Origin of the sequence: Pseudomonas kulmbachensis, from assembly GCF_963681935.1 — a bacterium.
Classification (GTDB): domain Bacteria; phylum Pseudomonadota; class Gammaproteobacteria; order Pseudomonadales; family Pseudomonadaceae; genus Aquipseudomonas; species Aquipseudomonas kulmbachensis.
The window spans coordinates 4,239,797-4,255,905 of sequence record NZ_OY817088.1; the positions used below are offsets into that span (position 1 = coordinate 4,239,797).

Sequence of the window (16,109 nt, forward strand, 5' to 3'; positions counted from 1 at the left end):
AGACTGCCCGCCGAAAAATAGCCGGGAATTGTACCTGATCCTCTCGCCAAGCGTCACGTTCACAGGCCAATGGACACCTACAAAAAAGCCCCTGTCGCGAGATAGGGGCTTCTGGCGAACTCAATGAAGGCTTGTCAGCCTGCTCGACGCAGCAGCCAGATGCCTGCCAATGCACAGATTGCAGTCGGTGCCAGCACCGCGAACAACGGCGAGAAACCGAACACCAGGCTCATCGGGCCCAGCAGGTCCTGGGCAATCTTGAAGGTGAAACCCACCAGCACCCCGGTAAATACCCGCTGGCCAAGAGTAACAGAGCGCAATGGGCCGAAGATGAAAGATATGGCCATCAACACCAGAGCAGCAGTCACCAGCGGCTGTAATACCTTGACCCAAAATGCCAGCCAATAACGGCCATTATTCAGCCCCTGTTCCTTGAGGTAGTGGATGTAGCTCCACAAGCCAGCGATCGACAGCGATTCAGGCGCCATGACCACGGTACTAAGCAGCTGCGGGCTCAACGAAACGTCCCAGCTTTCTTCCGGAACCTTGATCACTTCAGTGCTGCGATCGTGAAAAACCGTGGTACTGACGTCGTTCAACTGCCAGTGCCCCTGATCGAACTGCGCACGCTTGGCGAAGCTCGCCGATAACATGTTGCGCTCTTTATCGAAGCGATACCGGGTCACACCATAGAGCAGCCCGTTGGGCTGAACAGCGTTGATATGGATGAACTCATCACCCTGGCGGTGCCACAGGCCATGCTTGGAACTTTGCGCATCACCACCACCTTGCGCCAGTGCGCGGTTGGCCTGGGCAAGGTTTTCAGAGGCGGGTACTACGTACTCGCCAATCAGCACACCTGCCAGCATCAAGACCAGCATCGGCTTCATCACGGCCCAGACAATGCGCCCCAGGGACACACCCGCCGCGCGCATGATGGTCAGCTCACTGTTGCTTGCAAGACCACCCAAACCGATCAGGCAGCCGATCAACGCTGCCATCGGCAACATTTCGTACAAGCGACGCGGAGCAGTCAGCATTACAAAGCTGAAAACGTCCATGATGGTGTAGCTGCTGCTGATACTGCGCATCTCGTCGATCAACGCAAACAGCAGCGCCAGACCCAGAATAATCCCCAGTACCGCCAAAATTGCCATCAACACACTGCTACCAATGTAGCGGTCGAGCTTAACCACGGGTCATCTCCTTGGCACTACGGCGACTCGCCAACTTCAAGCGCAGCGGCTCCCAGTACATCAGCCCCAGGCCAATGATCAGGAACAGGGCATGTACCCACCACAAGCCCAACACCAAAGGAATCTTGCCGCCCTCAAGCAGGCCTCGGCCCCAGGTCAGCATGCTTAGATAGGCCATATAAAGAAGAATGGCCGGCAACAGTTTGAGGAAGCGCCCCTGACGCGGATTTACCCGCGACAGCGGCACTGCGATCAAGGTCACGATAAACACCAAAAACGGGAAGGCAATACGCCATTGCAACTCGGCGACCGAGCGCGGCTCCGGGTTGCCGATCAGGTTTCGTGTCGGGATCGCATCGCGGTCCGTCACGTCATTACTGACATCCGGCTTCGGTAGCAATACACCGTAGGTGTCGTATTTGATGGCGCGATAATCAGCCTGCCCAGGGTTGCCGTCATAGCGGTAGCCGTTGTCCAGAATCAACCAACGGCTGCCGTCGGGGCGAACCTCCTGACGACCTTTTTCAGCCAGCAACACTGAAATATTGCGGTCCTTGGCGTCCCGCCCGAGATTCTTTTGAGTAATGAATACGCCGGACAAATGGGTCCGGTCATTGGTCAGCTCTTCGGTGTAAGTAACCCGCGAACCATCGCTCAACGACTGAAAGCGCCCGGCTTCCAGGGTGTCGAACTCGGTCAGGGCATCCTGTTTGTTGAGCAACAACTGAAATTCATTGGCACCCTGCGGGGCCAGACTCAGGCTGAGCCAGGCCACGATCAGTGCAACCAGTGCGGCAGGTGCCATGGTCATGCCCAGCAGACGTTGCTGGCTCATGCCGGTAGCCGACAGCACGGTCATCTCGCTCTCGAGGTACAAGCGCCCATAAGACAGCAAAATGCCCAGGAACAGCCCCAGCGGCAGAATCAACTGCATGAAGCCTGGCAGGCGAAAGCCCATGATCAGGAACAATGAGCCTGGATCCAGTGCGCCCGAGGCGGCCTGAGCCAGATATTTGATGAAACGACCGCTCATGATGATGACCAGCAGCACAGCGCTGACAGCGCTCAATGTAAGCAGGACTTCGCGGGATAGATAACGGAAGACGATCAAACCAGACACTCCAGGGTCGTCAGGCTAAGGCGGCCAAACAAGCAGCATAACGAGTCGGTTCAGGCTCATGGGGATGAGCTGAGCCGTTTAAAAAGATGGTGCATTATCCTGTGAATGGCCGCCCCTGTCACTGCGCAGTCTTGAAAGTGGCAAGTTGGCCCTATACCGGGGTTGTCAGGCTCGTCCGACGGGGTTCAAACTGCCCGCCTTGTCGCCAGCCTGGATCGCAGGTGAAGCGCCTCCTCTATCAAGCAAGCAAACAGCATTGTTTGTGCGCATGTTGACTATTTGACTCAGGGACCCCGACATGGAACTGGTTGTAAAAAGCGTTAGTCCAGAAACGTTGAAAACGGCCACTCTGGTGGTCGCCATTGGTGAAGGCCGCAAGTTGGGCCCTACCGCCAACGTTATCGACGAACTCACCGGCGGCGCTATCAGCGCAGTCCTCAAGCGCGGTGATCTGGCCGGCAAAGCCGGTCAAAGCCTGCTGCTGCACAGCCTGCCCAACCTCAAGGCCGAACGCGTACTGCTGCTGGGCACCGGCAAGGATGAAGAACTGGGCGACCGCCCGTTCCGTAAAATCATCAGTGCCGCGCTTGGTGTCCTCAAAGGCCTGGGCGGCAGCGACGCGGTGTTCGCACTCGACGAACTGGTGGTCAAGGGTCGCGACAGCTACAGCAAAACCCGCCTGCTGGCCGAAACCCTGATCGACGGTGAGTACACTTTCGACCGATTCAAAAGCCAGAAGGCCGAACCTCGCTCCCTGAAAAAAATCACCCTGCTGACCATCAAGGCTGCACAGGCCGAAGTCCAGCGTGCCGTAACCCACGCCCAGGCGATTGCAGCGGGCATGTCGTTCACCCGCGACCTCGGCAACCTGCCGCCAAACATCTGCCATCCGACCTTCCTGGCAGAACAGGCCAAGGAGTTGGGTAAAGAATACAAAGGTCTGAAAGTCGAAATTCTCGACGAGAAGAAGATCAAGGATCTGGGCATGGGCGCGTTCTACGCCGTGGGCCAGGGCAGCGACCAGCCGCCACGCCTGATCGTGATGAACTACGCCGGCGGCAAGAAATCCGAAAAACCGTTCGTACTGGTCGGCAAAGGCATCACCTTCGACACCGGCGGCATCAGCCTCAAGCCGGGCGCGGGCATGGACGAAATGAAGTACGACATGGGCGGTGCCGCCAGCGTGTTCGGCACCCTGCGCGCCGTGCTTGAGCTGAAACTGCCGATCAACCTGGTATGCATTCTGGCTTGCGCCGAAAACATGCCAAGCGGCGGCGCTGCGCGTCCGGGCGATATCGTGACCACCATGAGCGGCCAGACCGTCGAGATCCTCAACACCGACGCCGAAGGTCGCCTGGTGCTGTGCGATGCCCTGACCTACGCAGAACGCTTCAAGCCACAGGCCGTAATCGACATCGCCACCCTGACCGGTGCCTGCATGGTTGCACTGGGCGCCCACACTTCGGGCCTGATGGGCAACAACGACGAGTTGATCAACCAACTGCTGGAAGCCGGCAAGCAAGCCGACGACCGTGCCTGGCAATTGCCGTTGTTCGACGAATACCAGGAGCAACTGGACAGCCCGTTCGCCGACATGGCCAACATCGGCGGCCCTAAAGGCGGCGCCATCACCGCTGGCTGCTTCCTGTCGCGCTTCGCCAAGGCCTATCATTGGGCCCACCTGGACATCGCGGGCACCGCATGGGTCAGCGGCGGCAAGGACAAGGGCGCCAGTGGCCGTCCAGTCCCCCTGCTGACCCAGTACCTGCTGGATCGCGCCAACGCTTGAAGCTGACAATCCAAGGCTGCGCCGCTTGACGGCGGCGTAGCCCGGATTCAGGAACCGCAATGACCCAAGAATTAACCAAAGAGCCGACCAAAATCGACTTTTATATCCTGCCCAGCGCCGAACCCTCGGCGCGGCTGGATTTTGCCTGCAAACTCACCGAGAAGGCCTGGCGCCTTGGCCACCGCGTGTATTTGCACTGCACTGACGCCGCACAACGCCAGGATCTGGATGAACGTTTGTGGCGTTTCAAGGGCGAAAGCTTCGTGCCCCACAGCAACACCGAAGATGAACCCGATGGTGTAGTTGTCATGGGTTGCACGGATGCCCCCCTGTCCCATCAGGACTTGCTGATCAACCTGGACCTTAAAGTCCCGGAATTCTTCAAACGCTTCGCCCGCGTGGCTGAAGTAGTGGTCGAAGACCCCGCCGTTCGACTGGCCGCACGGGAGAGTTTCCGCTTCTACCGTGAACAGGGCTATCCTCTGCAAGACCACAAGTTACAACGACTCTGAGCACACGATGGACACTTCAAATTCGCCGCAAAAAGCCGCACACCTGCTCGATGATCTTGAATCCATTCGCAAGCTGCTCGGCGATGAGGGCCTGCAACCGCCGCTGCTGACGGAGATGGTCGGCCAACAGGATCCACAGATCCCGTTGCTGTCTGAAGTGATCAGCGATGAAGAAGAGCCCGAGCCAGCCCAAATACCACTGGTCGGCATAGCTCCGGCCCCCGTGGCAGAAAAAGCCCCGGACGCGCTGTTGGTGCATCTGGACAAAGAACTGCGCACTGCTGCGCAAGCGATCATGCAAGACGTGATCAACGACTTCGCCCCGCATATCGAAACCGAGATCAAACGCCGCCTCGATGCGCATATGGAGCGCCTGCTCGCTCAACACCAGAGCTGATCCGGGTCTTGTAGCAGCTGACGAGCGGAGCGAGGCTGCGTTCGGCTGCGCAGCAGTCATAGGTCAGACACCTCGGCGCGTCAGATAAACTGAGAACTCGGACTTTACGACTGGTTCGCAGGCTAACGCAGCCTCGTTCCTTCGCCAGCTGCTACAAATTTTTCCTGCACCACACCACAACTCGCCCTGCGCCTCCCACCCCGCTATACTTGTCGGCTTTCCTGAATTAATGCCAATAGGGTCCCGCCGCGCATGGATAAGACCTACCAGCCGCACGCCATTGAAACTTCCTGGTACAAAACCTGGGAAGAAGAGAATTATTTTGCCCCGCAAGGCGCGGGCGACCCGTACACCATCATGATCCCGCCGCCGAACGTCACCGGCAGCTTGCACATGGGTCACGGTTTTAACAACGCGATCATGGACGCACTGATCCGTTTCCGCCGCATGCAGGGTCGCAACACCCTGTGGCAGCCGGGCACCGACCACGCGGGTATCGCCACCCAAATGCTGGTTGAGCGTCAGATCGAAGCACAAGGTCTGAACCGCCATGACTTGGGCCGCGAGAAGTTCCTGGACAAGATCTGGGAATGGAAAGACCAATCCGGCGGCAACATCAGCCGTCAGATCCGTCGCCTTGGCTCGTCCGTAGACTGGAGCCGCGAACGCTTCACCATGGATGACGGCCTGTCCGAAGCCGTGAAAGAAGCCTTTGTTCGCCTGCACGAAGACGGTCTGATCTACCGCGGCAAGCGTCTGGTCAACTGGGACACCAAGCTGCACACCGCAATTTCCGACCTTGAAGTGGAAAACCACGACGAGAAAGGTTTCCTGTGGAACCTGCGCTACCCGCTGGCTGACGGCGCCAAAACCGCCGAAGGTCTGGATTACCTGGTGGTTGCTACCACCCGTCCAGAAACCATGCTCGGCGACGCTGCCGTTGCGGTAAACCCGGAAGACGAACGCTACAAGGCCCTGATCGGCAAGTTTGTTGAGCTGCCACTGGTTGGTCGCCGCATCCCGATCATCGCTGACGATTACTGCGATCCTGAATTCGGCACCGGCTGCGTGAAAATCACCCCGGCCCACGATTTCAACGACTACGAAGTCGGCAAGCGCCATAACCTGCCACTGCTGAACATCTTCGACAAAAACGCCAAAGTGCTGCCTGCTGCTCAGGTGTTCAACCTCGACGGCAAGCTGAACGAAACTGTCGATGGCACCCTGCCGGCCAAATACGCCGGTCTGGATCGCTTCGAAGCGCGCAAGCAAATCGTGGCGGACTTTGACGAAGCCGGTCTGTTGGTCAGCGTCGACGATCACGCCCTGAAAGTACCGAAAGGCGACCGCTCGGGCACCATCATCGAGCCGTGGCTGACCGACCAGTGGTACGTGTCGACCAAGCCATTGGCAGAACCAGCGATTGCCGCCGTTGAAGACGGCCGCATCGCGTTCGTGCCAAAGCAATACGAAAACATGTACTTCTCGTGGATGCGTGACATCCAGGACTGGTGCATCAGCCGTCAGCTGTGGTGGGGCCACCGCATTCCGGCCTGGTACGACGAATCGGGCAAGGTCTACGTAGGCCGCGACGAAGCCGAAGTTCGTGCCAAGCACAACCTGGGTCCGGACGTTGCGCTGCAACAGGACAACGACGTGCTCGACACCTGGTTCAGTTCGGGTCTGTGGACGTTCTCCACCCTGGGCTGGCCAGAAAAAACCGACGCGCTGAAAACCTTCCACTCCACTGACGTGCTGGTGACCGGTTTCGACATCATTTTCTTCTGGGTTGCCCGGATGATCATGCTCACCATGCATTTGGTGAAGAACGAAGACGGCACCCCGCAAGTTCCGTTCAAGACCGTGTATGTACACGGTCTGGTGCGTGACGGTCAGGGCCAGAAGATGTCCAAGTCCAAGGGCAACGTCCTGGACCCGCTGGACATCATCGACGGTATTGAACTCGAAGACCTGGTGGCCAAACGCACCACCGGCCTGATGCAGCCAAAACTGCTGAAGAAAATCGAGAAGCAGACCCGCGACGAATTTGCCGACGGCATCGCCAGCTACGGCACCGACGCCCTGCGCTTCACCTTCTGCTCGCTGGCATCCACCGGTCGTGACATCAAGTTCGACATGGGCCGCGTTGAAGGCTATCGCAACTTCTGCAACAAGATCTGGAACGCGGCGCGCTACGTGCTGGACAAGGGCGAAGACTGCGGCCAGAACGGCGAAGCCTACGAACTGTCGCTGGCCGACCGCTGGATCATCTCGCAGTTGCAACGCACCGAAGCCGAAGTGACCCGTCACCTCGACCAGTTCCGTTTCGACCTCGCGGCACAAGCCTTGTACGAGTTCATCTGGAACCAGTACTGCGACTGGTACCTGGAACTGTCCAAGCCTGTGCTGTGGGACGAAAACGCTCCGGTAGAACGTCAGCGCGGCACCCGCCGCACGCTGGTACGTGTACTGGAAGTGGCCTTGCGTCTGGCGCACCCGTTCATGCCGTTCATCACCGAAGAAATCTGGCAGCGCATCGCGCCGCTGGCCGGCGTTGAAGGCAAGACCATCATGCTGCAACCGTGGCCGGTGGCTAACGAAGCACGCATCGACCAGGCTGCCGAAGACGATATCGAATGGCTCAAGGGCTTGATGCTCGGCACGCGTAACATCCGTGGCGAAATGAACATCGGCCCGGGCAAACCGTTGCAGCTGTACCTGAAAAACGTCAGCAGCGAAGACCAGCGCCGTCTGACCGAGAACGATGCCTTGCTCAAAAAGCTGGCTAAACTCGAATCGATCACTGTGTTGCAAGATGGCGCCGAAGCACCTCTGTCTGCTACCGCTCTGGTAGGTGAGATGGAAGTACTGGTGCCAATGGCCGGCCTGATCGACAAAAATGCAGAGTTGGCGCGCCTGGACAAGGAAATCCAGCGCTTGCACGGCGAAGTTGCGCGAGTGGGCGGCAAATTGTCGAATGCCGCGTTCGTTGACAAGGCTCCGGCCGAAGTCATCGAAAAAGAACGTGCCAAATTGGCCGAAGCCGAACAGGCCTTGAGCAAATTGGCAGACCAGCACGCGCGGATTTCCAGCCTGTAAATACGCTGCGCACCTGATCGCGGGCAAGGCCGCTCCCGCAGGGTTTAACTCTGCAGGAACGGGCTTGCCCGCGATTGCTTTTGTGGAATGAATTGAACATGACTACCCCACGTACTTCCAAAGCCACACGCCACAAGCCCAAGGCTGCCAGCGATGCCAAGCCGGTCGAGCCACGGGTCAAACCCAGCCTGCACCCGCGCAACCGCCATCAGGGCCGCTACGACTTCCCTCAGCTGATTTCGGTATGTCCGGAGCTGGCCGAGTTCGTGATCATCAACCCGTACGGTAAAGAGAGCATCGACTTCGCCAACCCGACTGCCGTGCGCGTATTCAACCGTGCCCTGCTCAAGGCGTTCTACGGCATTGCTCACTGGGATATCCCGGCCGACTACCTGTGCCCGCCTGTCCCGGGTCGTGCTGACTACGTGCACTTCCTGGCTGACCTGCTGGCCAGCATGAACGACGGCGAAATCCCGCGCGGGCAAAACGTTCGCGTACTGGACATCGGCATGGGCGCCAACTGCGTCTACCCGCTGATCGGCCATAGCGAATACCGCTGGCAGTTCCTGGGCACCGAAGTCGACCCAACAGCCGTCAAAGCGGCCAAGGCAATCGTGCAGTCCAACGGCCTGAACAAAGCCATCAGCCTGCGTCTGCAACCCAACCCGCAGAAAATCCTGCTGGACCTGCTGGAAAGCAGCGAACGCTTCGACCTGACCATGTGTAACCCGCCGTTCCACGCATCCCTGGATGAAGCGACGCGCGGCAGTGAGCGTAAATGGCGCGCATTGGGCAAGGCGGATCCAAAGCGCAAGCTGCCGGTTCTGAACTTTGGTGGCCAGGCGGCCGAGTTGTGGTGCGAAGGCGGCGAACAGCGCTTTGTCACGCAACTGATCCGCGAAAGCATCCAGGTGGGTCGACAAATTCTGTGGTTCAGCGTTTTGGTATCCAAGGCATCGAACTTGCCGGCCATCCAGACTGCGCTGAAAAAAGCCGGTGCGCGGGAAAGCCAAGTGGTGGACATGTCCCAGGGCAACAAGCAAAGCCGCTTTGTGGCCTGGACCTTCCACGACAAAGAGCAGCAGCAGATGTGGCGTGAAAAGAACTGGAAGTAAGTGCATAAGCCTGTAGCCGCTGCTGCGGGCTGCGATAAGGCCTGAAGGGCCTTCAAAAAGCGGGGCTGCCTCGCAGCCCATCGCAGCCTCGTACCCCGTCAGCGGCTACAGGATTTGCGCCCATAAAAAAGCCGCGCCCGGACTTGTCCGGGCGCGGCTTTTTTAATACTTACTTGTTAACAGCGTCAGTCAGGCCTTTGGCCACAACGAGCTTGATAACTTTTTTGGCTGCGATTTCGATGGCAGCGCCAGTCGAAGGGTTACGGCCAGTACGGGCAGGACGCTCGGTCACTTTCAGTTTGCCAATACCTGGCAGAGTGATTTCGCCGCCATTTTCCAATTGATCAGCAACGATCTGAGCCAGTTGGTCCAGAGCGTTACGCGCGGTAGTTTTTGGCGCGTCGATAGCTTCAGCGATATCGGCGATCAGTTGGTCTTTAGTAATAGCCATTGAGATGTTCCTTCCCTATCAAATTCATTTGGTTTGCAGAGTGCAATGTCAGCCATCGAGCCAGATCTCAAGGGTCTGGCACACCCGCCAGCTTTCACGACGAATCGCGTATGTAGATAGCAAAAACGGGGTTTGGTTCGACCTGACACATGCTGAATGCACGCTTTACGCCGTTTCCGAGCGCAAGACCGGGCAAAACTAGCACAGAGACGGTGAAATATCCGCCTCTACCTGGGCTTTTGGTCAGCTTTATCGCCTTAAAACCGTAAAAAAACCGTCTGAAGCAGTCTCAAGCCCCCCAAACTCCGACCTATCGCTCAGGTGCGGTACACTTGGCGTCTTTGCGGGGTACGCCCCCTGTCCTCTCATTACTCGCCGAGAAGCCCATGCCGATCCGTCATTGCATCGTCCATTTAATTGACAAAAAACCCGACGGTACGCCCGCAGTTCTCCACGCCCGTGACTCTGAACTGGCCGCGTCTCAAGCCATCGAGAACATGCTCGCTGACCTCAACGAAAGCTATAACGCCAAGCAAGGTAAAGCCTGGGGCTTTTTCCATGCGGAGTCCGGCGCGCATCCGTTCAGCGGCTGGCTCAAGGAGTACCTCGATGGCGGTAAAGATTTCACCGCTTTGAGCCGCATTGCAGTCGAGCACCTGCAAAAGCTGATGGAGGAGTCCAACCTCTCAGCCGGTGGCCACGTACTGTTTGCCCATTACCAGCAAGGCATGACCGACTATCTGGCCATCGCCCTGCTGCACCACAGCGAAGGCGTGGCGGTGACCTCGGAGCTGGACGTGACGCCTTCGCGCCATCTGGACCTTGGCCAACTGCATCTGGCCGCGCGGATCAACATTTCCGAGTGGCAAAACAACAAGCAGTCCAAGCAGTACATTTCGTTTATCAAAGGCAAAAACGGCAAGAAGGTGTCGGAGTACTTCCGCGACTTCATCGGCTGCCAGGAAGGCGTCGACGGCCCGGGCGAAACCCGCACCCTGCTCAAGGCCTTCAGCGACTTCGTAGAAAGCGAGGACTTGCCCGAAGAGTCCGCCCGCGAAAAAACCAAGACCCTGGTCGATTACGCCAGCAGCCAGGCCAAAATCGGCGAGCCCATGGGCCTGGCAGAGTTATCAGAGCTGATCGACGAAGAGCGTCCGAAAGCGTTCTACGACCATATCCGCAACAAGGACTACGGCCTGTCGCCAGAGATTCCGGCAGATAAACGCACCCTTAACCAGTTCCGCCGCTTCACCGGGCGCGCTGAGGGGCTGTCTATCAGCTTTGAGGCCCACCTGCTGGGTTCCAAGATCGAATTCGACGAAGAAGCCGGCACGCTGGTGATCAAGGGCCTGCCGACCCAACTGCTCGACCAGCTCAAGCGCAGCAAGTAATGCTCAACGGTATTTTGAAGAAAGTCCTGTTTGTTCTGGTGGTAGTGGTCATTTTCCAGAACTGGGGCAAGATCGAGCGCATGCTCAACCCCTCGGGGGTCGTGCCTGAACAGACCAGGGCCAACGCCCGGGTGGTGCTGTACTCCACCGAGTGGTGCGGCTACTGCAAGGCCACGCGGCGGTTTCTGGATGAAAAAGGCATTCCGTTCAAGGAGTTTGATATCGAGAAAGACCCGGCTGCCCGTCAAGCCTACGAGGCCCTGGGTGGACGCGGAATTCCGATACTGGACGTGAACGGCACGCTACTCAGGGACTTCAAACCGGATGCGATACTCGCGGCGTTGAAATAACATCACACCACTCTTGCTGTAGCCGCTGACGAGGAACGAAGACTGCGATCGATCGCAGCCTTCGTTCCTCGTCAGCGGCTACAGGTGAAAACCGTCTCTGCCTGGCTTTGTACCAAACATTCCTTGGCGCTTTTCCTGAGCTTTTTGATCAGCCGTTCCTGGCGCAAGGCTTCGCCTTTATCGGGCCAAGTCTCGACATACACCAAAGCCACGGCCGGGCTTGAAGCAAAAAAGCGCGCGCCCTTACCGCTTTGATGCTGGGCAAAGCGGCGCACCGGGTCATCGCTGATACCGCAATACAGCGAGCCATTGGCAGCCCGCACCAGATAAACAAACCAGGGTTTTGCGCTCACCTTCAACGGCTGGCCTGAAAGGCCTTGAGCCCTTTTTGGGCCTGAGCCCGGATGGCGTTTTTCACCAGCGGCGTCCACCCCAACAACAAGCCCTTTGTACCCAACGCCTGACGCGACCAGCGCCAGAGGTCAAAGTGATCGTGGTGCTCGCAGATCTTGCCGTCGCGAAACACAAAGCGCGCCTGAATATCATTGACCACCGTAGCCCCGGTCTGGCTGAACACATAGGTTGCCACCCAGTGCGCACTGCCGCGCTGCCCGTCGGCCTGAACCTGATCGAAAGTCAGGCTGAAGTCCTTGGCCCGCGAAGTCAGCATGCGCCACATGTCAGCAGCACTCTGTCCACGCAGCTCGCCAAACACCGGATCGCTGAACAGCACATCGTCGGTGTAACAGGCGGCCATGGCTTGCGCATCAAGCTGCTGGAAGGCCTGATAAAAGCGCGTAATCAAAGCTTGATGGTCTTGGCTCATGGCAGGGTCCGTGCGGGTCAGGAATCCGAACACGATAATCTGCCATGAACAGAAACACTATGGGCCTCAGACTTTCTCGCTCTGCACATTCACGTACAAGGATCGGCCAGCACCGAGCCCGGCGATAATGGCGCCCAGGCCGATGACCGCGAAAATCCAGCCCACCGCATTCCAGCCACCGGTCAATTCATGCACTACACCGACGGCCAACGGCCCCATCGAAGCCACGGTATAACCAATGCCCTGGGCCATGCCCGACAGGTTGGCCGCGACATGAGCGTCCCGCGAGCGCAGCACTATCATGGTCAAGGCCAAACTGAACGTACCACCCTGCCCCAGGCCAAGCACAATCGCCCAACCCCACAAACCTTCGATGGGGGCATAAAGACAACCGAACAGACCGGCCAGGGTCATCGCCATTACCAGCACAATTGCCAGCCGTTGATCTTTACCCCGCGTTGCCAGCCACGGGGCGCTCAATGCCGTGATCAATTGCACGATGACCGAGCCGGACATCACCAGCCCTGCCTGGGTTGGGGTCAAACCGCGACCAATCAGAATTGAGGGCAACCAGCCAAAAACGATGTAAGACAACGAGGATTGCAGCCCCATATAGAGCGTCACTTGCCAGGCCAATGGATCACGCAGCAAGCCGCGCACGCGATAAGCAACGTTGTGTGAGCCCTGACGTTTGCCCACTTGGGGCAACCAAAAAATGGCTGCTAACAGTGCGGGTAATGCCCAAAACCCAAGTCCCATGGCCCAGCTCTGGCCCAGCGACTCACTAAGGGGCACCGTCGCGCCCGCCGCCAGTGCCGCGCCCAAGCACAGGGCCATGGTGTAAACCCCGGTCATGGTCCCGGCATGCCCGGCGAAATCACGCTTGATAATGCCAGGCAGCAGTACGCCAATTACTCCGATACTGGCTCCGGCCAAAATACTCCCGGCAAACAGCCCGACCTCACCCAGGCAACTGCGCAAGACAATGCCGCCACCCAGCGTAAAAAGAATCCCCAGCACCACCCGTTCCGTCCCGAAACGTCGGGCCAGGATCGGCGCCAAAGGCGCGAACAGCCCCAGGCAAAGCACCGGTAAGGTGGTCAACAAGCCTGCCTTCGCTGCCGACAAACCAAGACTGTCCGAGACCTCGCCAAGCAATGGCGCCATGCTCGACAACGCCGGACGCAGGTTCAGCGCCACCAGCACCAGCCCCAACAGCAGCAGCCAGGGGCGCAGCACGACGGGTGGCGTGTGTTGCACCTGCTCATCGTCAATTTCGGCGTCGATCAGTAACTCTTCCAGCTCATCCAGATGACGAGCGGGCTCAACGCTGGCATTGGCGATTGACGAGGGGTGACTCATGGCTTGCTCCGGCTCAGGGTTCATTGATCAACGTCCGGCACAGCGCCATGGCTCGTTGCGGGTTTTGTTGTTCTACGGCTTCCAGTAACTCGACATGCAGATCAAACACCAACTGACGTCGCGGATGAATATCCATCGTCTTGCGCAAATGATTGGTCACGACGCTCGAGGTGTAGCGGTACAACTCGCTCAAGGCAGGGTTGTGCGCGGCATCAATCAGCCGCTGGTGAAATACCAGGTCGCAGCAGATATAGGTATCGAGTTCGCCGTGGTAATGCTGGCCACTGGCATTGAGTGCCTGATGCAACAGCCGCAAGTCCTCATCGGTGCGACGCAAGGCCGCCAGGCCAACCGCTTCGACTTCAAGGATTTGCCGCATCTCCCGGCCCTGCTCCATCGAGCACGATGACAACGCACGCAGCGTGTCCATCGGGTCGACGCGCCCACGCAGGTAACTGCCGTCGCCCTGACGGATTTCAATCAACCCGGCAAACGCCAGCACGCGCATCGCTTCACGCACAGTGTTACGGCTGATGTTCAGCTGCGTCGCCAGCTCGGGTTCGGTCGGCAAGCGCTGCCCCACCTCCCAGGTGCCGTTGTTTATGCGTGTTCGCAGTTGCTCAAGGGCCTGATCAACCAGGGAACGTTTTATCAGCGGAGAAGCGTCTGTCATTGAGTTCGCCTTTTCATCCAATCATAGGATGAATTTCCCTACATCCTATCCAGACACATCCAGTTGGGCAATCAACTACAGCTTAAAGACCGCAAAAAAACGATCACTAACCATTGAACAAAAAACCCTTTAAGGGTAATTTAAATCGTATCGAGGCTGCCTCTTATGGAAAAGAAAACACCTCACTACAACCTGCCGTTGATTCAAGCCGATGTTCGACGGCTTGGCGCTGTAGCGTTTACCAAAAGCGCATTGGATGGCGGACGAACCATGGGCCTTACCCTCGCGCAAATGCAGCGGGTCATTGCCACTTTAGAGCGCAGATCACTTTACAAGTCGATGTCGACCCACGCCGACCACAAGGTCTGGCAGGACGTCTATCACGCACAGGCCTACGGTTTGGCCATCTACATCAAGGTGACTTATCGCCCAAGTGGAGGGCCGCCAGTCATCGCTTTCAAGGAAAAAGACCTATGAAAAAACATGACTGCTACACCTGCGGTGCCGGCGATGTGATGCAAGCGTTCAAAGGGCGCAGCTTCAAAGTGGACTTCAAGCAGTTGAACCGGATGGTGCACAACCTGGCCGGCTACGAATGCACGGAATGCGCAGAGATCGAATTCGACGCTCCCAGCGCCGAGCGTTATGCCCAGGCGGGTGACGAACTGATTGAAGATGCCAAACGGGTAATGGCAGAAGAGATGAAGCGAATCCGGCGCAAACTGCACTTCACCCAGAAGAGTGCCGTGCAGTTGCTGTCAGGGGGCGGCCACAATGCGTTCAGCCGTTATGAGCGGGCCGAGGTTGAGCCTCCAAAACCATTGTTTGTGCTGATGCGTTTACTCGATCGCCATCCCGAACTGGTTCAGGAACTGCCTGCAATCAACGCGTGTGCCGACATCAATGCGCTGCTGGTGCAAAAAGAGCAGCAGCGCCATAAATAACCCTGTAGCCGCTGCCGTAGGCTGCGATAAGGCCCGAAGGGCCTTCGCCCTTCAACACCGCAAACCCTTCGGGCTCGATCGCAGCCTGCAGCAGCGCCTACAGGTGCTGTTGAATCAATGCAGAATCTGATTCAGGAACAATTTTGTCCGGTCATTTTGCGGGTTGTCGAAGAAGTCATTCGGCGCGGCCTCTTCTACGATTTCGCCCTTGTCCATAAAGATCACCCGGTTAGCCACGGTGCGGGCAAAGCCCATTTCGTGGGTCACGCAGAGCATGGTCATACCGTCTTCTGCCAGACCGATCATGGTGTCCAATACCTCTTTGACCATCTCCGGGTCGAGCGCTGAAGTTGGCTCATCGAACAACATGATTTTTGGCTTCATGCATAGCGCCCGGGCAATCGCCACCCGCTGTTGCTGACCACCCGACAACTGACCCGGGTACTTGTGCGCCTGCTCCGGAATACGCACCCGTTCCAGATAATGCATGGCGATTTCTTCAGCCTTTCGCTTGGGCATCTTGCGCACCCACATCGGTGCCAGCGTGCAGTTCTGCAGGATGGTCAAATGCGGAAAAAGGTTGAAGTGCTGGAACACCATGCCCACTTCGCGGCGTACCGATTCGATCTGCTTGATGTCATTGGTCAGTTCTACACCATCGACCACGATGCGCCCCTGCTGGTGCTCTTCGAGGCGATTGAGGCAGCGGATGGTCGTTGACTTGCCCGACCCCGATGGCCCGCACAACACAATGCGCTCGCCCGGCTGCACATTGAGGTTGATGTCCTTGAGTACGTGGAACTGGCCATACCACTTGTTGACGCCCTGCATCTGAATAATGCCTTCAGCGCTCGCGGTTTTTTTGATTGCTTCACTCATGTCGC

Annotated in this window: 17 protein-coding genes; 9 read left to right on the plus strand and 8 right to left on the minus strand. The window is 57.9% G+C overall.

The features are described from left to right. Positions 1 to 134 precede the first annotated feature (134 nt). Positions 135 to 1,196 (minus strand): LPS export ABC transporter permease LptG, encoded by a 1,062-nt coding sequence (gene lptG / locus U5A05_RS19575; RefSeq protein ID WP_261739529.1) that lies wholly within the window; start codon positions 1,194 to 1,196, stop codon positions 135 to 137. Next, complete coding sequence (gene lptF, locus U5A05_RS19580; RefSeq protein ID WP_321836538.1) at positions 1,189 to 2,307, minus strand: LPS export ABC transporter permease LptF; 1,119 nt, start codon at positions 2,305 to 2,307, stop codon at positions 1,189 to 1,191. The genes lptG and lptF overlap by 8 nt, the downstream gene beginning before the upstream one ends. A 307-nt stretch (positions 2,308 to 2,614) precedes the next feature. Between lptF and U5A05_RS19585 the strand changes: the two genes are divergently transcribed. The 5 genes from U5A05_RS19585 to rlmF all read left to right on the plus strand — a co-directional run bounded on the left by U5A05_RS19585 (position 2,615) and on the right by rlmF (position 9,228). Continuing rightward, positions 2,615 to 4,105, plus strand: a complete 1,491-nt coding sequence (locus U5A05_RS19585; RefSeq protein ID WP_261739530.1) for a leucyl aminopeptidase — start codon at positions 2,615 to 2,617, stop codon at positions 4,103 to 4,105. A gap of 59 nt (positions 4,106 to 4,164) precedes the next feature. Continuing rightward, a complete protein-coding gene (locus tag U5A05_RS19590; RefSeq protein ID WP_261739531.1) occupies positions 4,165 to 4,617 on the plus strand; it encodes a DNA polymerase III subunit chi in 453 nt (150 codons plus the stop codon). A 7-nt stretch (positions 4,618 to 4,624) separates the two neighbouring features. Next, positions 4,625 to 5,014: a DNA polymerase III subunit chi gene (locus tag U5A05_RS19595; RefSeq protein WP_261739532.1), complete on the plus strand. Its 390-nt coding sequence runs from the start codon at positions 4,625 to 4,627 to the stop codon at positions 5,012 to 5,014. Positions 5,015 to 5,266: 252 nt separating this feature from the next. Further along, on the plus strand, positions 5,267 to 8,113 hold the full coding sequence (locus U5A05_RS19600; RefSeq protein WP_261739533.1) for a valine--tRNA ligase: 2,847 nt from the start codon (positions 5,267 to 5,269) through the stop codon (positions 8,111 to 8,113). Positions 8,114 to 8,211: 98 nt separating this feature from the next. Further along, positions 8,212 to 9,228: a 23S rRNA (adenine(1618)-N(6))-methyltransferase RlmF gene (gene rlmF, locus U5A05_RS19605; protein ID WP_261739534.1), complete on the plus strand. Its 1,017-nt coding sequence runs from the start codon at positions 8,212 to 8,214 to the stop codon at positions 9,226 to 9,228. Positions 9,229 to 9,397: 169 nt separating this feature from the next. Here rlmF and U5A05_RS19610 read toward each other — a convergent pair whose 3' ends face one another. After that, positions 9,398 to 9,679 carry an HU family DNA-binding protein gene (locus U5A05_RS19610; RefSeq protein ID WP_003440137.1) on the minus strand — a complete coding sequence of 94 codons (282 nt, stop codon included), beginning with the start codon at positions 9,677 to 9,679 and terminating at the stop codon, positions 9,398 to 9,400. A 386-nt stretch (positions 9,680 to 10,065) separates the two neighbouring features. Between U5A05_RS19610 and yejK the strand changes: the two genes are divergently transcribed. Both yejK and U5A05_RS19620 read left to right on the plus strand, forming a co-directional pair. Next, positions 10,066 to 11,070, plus strand: coding sequence for a nucleoid-associated protein YejK (yejK, locus tag U5A05_RS19615; protein WP_321834443.1), 1,005 nt, complete (start codon positions 10,066 to 10,068; stop codon positions 11,068 to 11,070). Continuing rightward, positions 11,070 to 11,420, plus strand: coding sequence for a glutaredoxin family protein (locus tag U5A05_RS19620; protein WP_261739536.1), 351 nt, complete (start codon positions 11,070 to 11,072; stop codon positions 11,418 to 11,420). Before yejK ends, U5A05_RS19620 begins: the two co-directional genes overlap by 1 nt. Positions 11,421 to 11,491: 71 nt before the next feature. Here U5A05_RS19620 and U5A05_RS19625 read toward each other — a convergent pair whose 3' ends face one another. From U5A05_RS19625 to U5A05_RS19640, 4 genes are all read right to left on the minus strand, one after another. Then, complete coding sequence (locus U5A05_RS19625; protein WP_321834444.1) at positions 11,492 to 11,779, minus strand: GIY-YIG nuclease family protein; 288 nt, start codon at positions 11,777 to 11,779, stop codon at positions 11,492 to 11,494. After that, positions 11,776 to 12,246: a nuclear transport factor 2 family protein gene (locus U5A05_RS19630; RefSeq protein WP_321834446.1), complete on the minus strand. Its 471-nt coding sequence runs from the start codon at positions 12,244 to 12,246 to the stop codon at positions 11,776 to 11,778. Before U5A05_RS19630 ends, U5A05_RS19625 begins: the two co-directional genes overlap by 4 nt. Before the next feature lie 66 nt (positions 12,247 to 12,312). Next, the gene (locus U5A05_RS19635; protein WP_321834448.1) at positions 12,313 to 13,632 is read right to left on the minus strand and encodes a CynX/NimT family MFS transporter; all 1,320 of its coding nucleotides are present in this window, start codon (positions 13,630 to 13,632) and stop codon (positions 12,313 to 12,315) included. After that, entirely contained in the window at positions 13,622 to 14,281 is a 660-nt protein-coding gene (locus tag U5A05_RS19640) for a FadR/GntR family transcriptional regulator (RefSeq protein WP_261739540.1), read from the minus strand. Before U5A05_RS19640 ends, U5A05_RS19635 begins: the two co-directional genes overlap by 11 nt. Before the next feature lie 165 nt (positions 14,282 to 14,446). Between U5A05_RS19640 and U5A05_RS19645 the strand changes: the two genes are divergently transcribed. Together U5A05_RS19645 and U5A05_RS19650 are read left to right on the plus strand one after the other, a co-directional pair. Continuing rightward, the gene (locus tag U5A05_RS19645) at positions 14,447 to 14,758 is read left to right on the plus strand and encodes a type II toxin-antitoxin system MqsR family toxin (RefSeq protein WP_261739541.1); all 312 of its coding nucleotides are present in this window, start codon (positions 14,447 to 14,449) and stop codon (positions 14,756 to 14,758) included. Continuing rightward, positions 14,755 to 15,225, plus strand: coding sequence for a type II toxin-antitoxin system MqsA family antitoxin (locus U5A05_RS19650; protein ID WP_321834450.1), 471 nt, complete (start codon positions 14,755 to 14,757; stop codon positions 15,223 to 15,225). Before U5A05_RS19645 ends, U5A05_RS19650 begins: the two co-directional genes overlap by 4 nt. A gap of 114 nt (positions 15,226 to 15,339) precedes the next feature. Here the strand turns inward: U5A05_RS19650 and U5A05_RS19655 are convergent, their stop codons facing one another. Next, entirely contained in the window at positions 15,340 to 16,104 is a 765-nt protein-coding gene (locus U5A05_RS19655) for an amino acid ABC transporter ATP-binding protein (RefSeq protein ID WP_261739543.1), read from the minus strand. Positions 16,105 to 16,109: the final 5 nt, after the last annotated feature.